Genomic DNA, 2,644 nt, shown 5'->3' on the forward strand with positions numbered 1-2,644 from the left:
GGAGCCGGCCGGACCGAGCAGCAGGAAGTGATCGGCGCTGACCTTGGTCTTGAACGGTTGGTCGGCCTCGTCGCGCCAGCCGGGCAGCAGCCGGTCGATGCCGATCGGATCGACCACGGCGCCAGAGAGGATATGCGCGCCAACTTCCGCGCCCTTCTCCAGCACGACGACGGAGAGTTCCGGATTGACTTGTTTCAGACGGATCGCCGCCGCAAGACCAGCCGGACCGGCGCCGACGATCACAACGTCGAATTCCATGCTCTCGCGTTCGGGCAGCTCAGTCGTCTCGGTCATTCACTCGTCTCCGCTTGCCGGCACGCGGCCGTCATCCCGTCATGGCACTTTCTTGTCAAAACGAGAAAGCATTGTCGAGCCGGGATACGACAGCCAATCTTCCAATTCGCACAATGATGAGGCCTCGTAGGAAAGAATTACATAACGCTTACGTCAACGTCAATTATCAAACGCTGCCGAACCGGTCACATGCCCTTTCCTTTTCCGCCGCTTACGCCTTATACATCGCTCAAAGCTATCGGAGGACAATCATGGATCTCGGCATCAAGGGCAAACGGGCACTCGTCCTCGCCTCCTCGCGCGGCCTTGGCCTCGGCATCGCCGTGGCGCTGGCGCGGGAGGGCGCAAACGTGCTGCTCTGCGGGCGCAGCGGCGAACAGCTGGAGGCCAATTGCAAGGCGATCAATGGCGAAGGCAAAGGCCGGGCCGACTGGATCTGGGCCGATCTCGGGGACGAACGCTTCGTCGAGATGGCGACAACGGCGGTGAAGGAGAAGTTCGGCGGTCTCGATATTCTCGTCAACAATACCGGCGGGCCGACGCCCGGCACGACGGAGGACATGACGGGCGAAAAGCTCGAAAGCTATTTCCTCTCCATGGTCGCTCGCGTGATCACGCTCACCAATGCGCTGCTGCCTGGCATGAAGGCGCAGGGCTGGGGCCGCATTCTGACAGTCGCCTCATCCGGCGTGATCGAACCAATCGCCAATCTGGCGCTGTCGAATACGTTGCGCCCGGCCCTTGCCGGCTGGAGCAAGACGCTTGCCTCCGAAGTGGCGGGCTTCGGCGTCACCACCAACCTGCTCTTGCCGGGCAGTATCCTGACGGCACGGCTCGACGATCTCGACGGGGCCGCGGCAAAGCGGACCGGCAAGAGCATCGAGGAGATCCGCACCGACAAGGAAGCGCGCATTCCAGTGGGCCGCTACGGCAGGGTCGAGGAATTCGCCGCAACGGCTGCCTTCCTGTGCAGCCAACCGGCAAGCTATATCACCGGCTCGCTCATCCGCTGCGACGGCGGCGCGGCACGATCCGTCTGACATTCCTTCTCAGCCGACGTGGGCTGCCGCCGCCCATGTCGCCACACTTCGGATCATCTGTTCGACGTTAGTCGGATCGTCCGCAAGTTCGGCGAGTTCGGACAGACGATGGAAGCCGGTCAGGATCGCAATGCGGCGCCGGTCGAGCCTGCGTCCGGTCAGCATTTCATAGGCCGATATGATGCGTGCGGTCAGATCGGGCGAAATGAAGTTCGAGTAGATGAATTCCTGGTGCAGCGGACCAAAGCCGGAATCGGCGAAATCGTAAATGCCGTTGAGCTTCCTTTGCGCATGGTCGAAGGCCATGTTCCAGCCATGACCGTCGAAGAAGCCGTAGATGTTGCCGTAGGGATCGGGCGGCAAGGCTTCGAAATCGGAAATAATGGCCTGCGCAAAGCTCTTGATCTCAGGCGACAGCAGCGGCAAAGCCTTGGTTCGCACCGTCTCGGGCGATTGCCATGGCTGGACAGAACCGGCACCGGCCGATCGTATGCGAACGGCATCAAGTACATGCAGCTCGGCGTAAAAACGCGCGAGATCTTCCGCGAGGCGCTGACGATCGCTTTCGCCAAGCGCATCGTAATCTTCGGCAATGAGATGTTCGCCGTCGAGCTTGGCATGGCTGGAGAAGATCGGCGGCCCGTCGTGAATGCGCATGTCGGGAACCGCCATCGACAGCGACGGCCGAACGATGTCGAGCAAGGCAGCTTCCTTCTGAAGCGCTCTTTCCGCGCCGAGATTACGGGGAAACTTGAAGATCAACGTGTCATCGACGTCGACGGCAAGCGAATCCCAGCCCTTCGCCGCCAGCTTGAAGACGGAGGCCGTGAGTTCAGGAAATAGGCTTACGATCAGAGAGCGAAATTCGCTGGCATCCAACTCAGTCATGACGACCTGCCTTCTCTCGTTTTTCCGTGTTCTTCCCGCGCGATGGACGGCATACGGGTCGGCATCGTCGCCTGGCGAACCACCACCGCCGCCGCCGTCGGACGGCATCGGACTACACTGGATCTATATTAGTATAATTTGAATATTACGGAATATTCATTACAAAATTTTAAGCCATTATAACCACTTAGTGATCGCACACCGGGAATTATGTCCTTTTTGCGCCGCAATATAAGCAGCTCAATCAGAGCATAAAATTTGCAACCTTGCTCAAGACCGGTTCCCGCCCATGAAGAAATTTTGGATCACCGTCAGCGTTATCGCAATTGCCGCCATCGGCGTCTGGCAATTCGGGAATCTGGTCCCTTATGCCTCCCGAATTCCCTACCTCTCGCAGTTCATCAAGCAGCCGGCCGGCGGCA

The 2,644-nt window shown here is 59.4% G+C and carries 3 protein-coding genes and 1 pseudogene; 2 read left to right on the top strand and 2 right to left on the bottom strand.

What is annotated here, in order from left to right; genetic code table 11:
• The coding region (locus tag FY112_RS38380) for an FAD-dependent oxidoreductase (protein ID WP_246700827.1) at positions 1-294 on the bottom strand (294 nt) is incomplete at its 3' end.
• A 251-nt stretch (positions 295-545) separates the two neighbouring features.
• Here FY112_RS38380 and FY112_RS35110 point away from each other — a divergent pair.
• On the top strand, positions 546-1,334 hold the full coding sequence (locus FY112_RS35110) for an SDR family oxidoreductase (protein ID WP_017959711.1): 789 nt from the start codon (positions 546-548) through the stop codon (positions 1,332-1,334).
• Between the two features lie 9 nt (positions 1,335-1,343).
• On the opposite strand, the gene FY112_RS35115 is transcribed toward FY112_RS35110, so the two are convergent.
• Complete coding sequence (locus FY112_RS35115) at positions 1,344-2,222, bottom strand: aminoglycoside phosphotransferase family protein (RefSeq protein ID WP_131629193.1); 879 nt, start codon at positions 2,220-2,222, stop codon at positions 1,344-1,346.
• A 289-nt stretch (positions 2,223-2,511) separates the two neighbouring features.
• Here FY112_RS35115 and FY112_RS35120 point away from each other — a divergent pair.
• Positions 2,512-2,644 (top strand): annotated as a pseudogene (locus FY112_RS35120) (efflux RND transporter periplasmic adaptor subunit); the annotation flags it as partial.

Source organism: Rhizobium sp. PEPV16, assembly GCF_008919455.1.
GTDB lineage: Bacteria > Pseudomonadota > Alphaproteobacteria > Rhizobiales > Rhizobiaceae > Rhizobium > Rhizobium leguminosarum_Q.

What these genes read in the sequence shown, in the direction of transcription:
- FY112_RS35110 (WP_017959711.1), top strand. Translation starts at nt 546, where the DNA reads ATGGATCTCGGCATCAAGGGCAAACGGGCACTCGTCCTCGCCTCCTCG.
- FY112_RS35115 (WP_131629193.1), bottom strand. Translation starts at nt 2,222, where the DNA reads ATGACTGAGTTGGATGCCAGCGAATTTCGCTCTCTGATCGTAAGCCTA.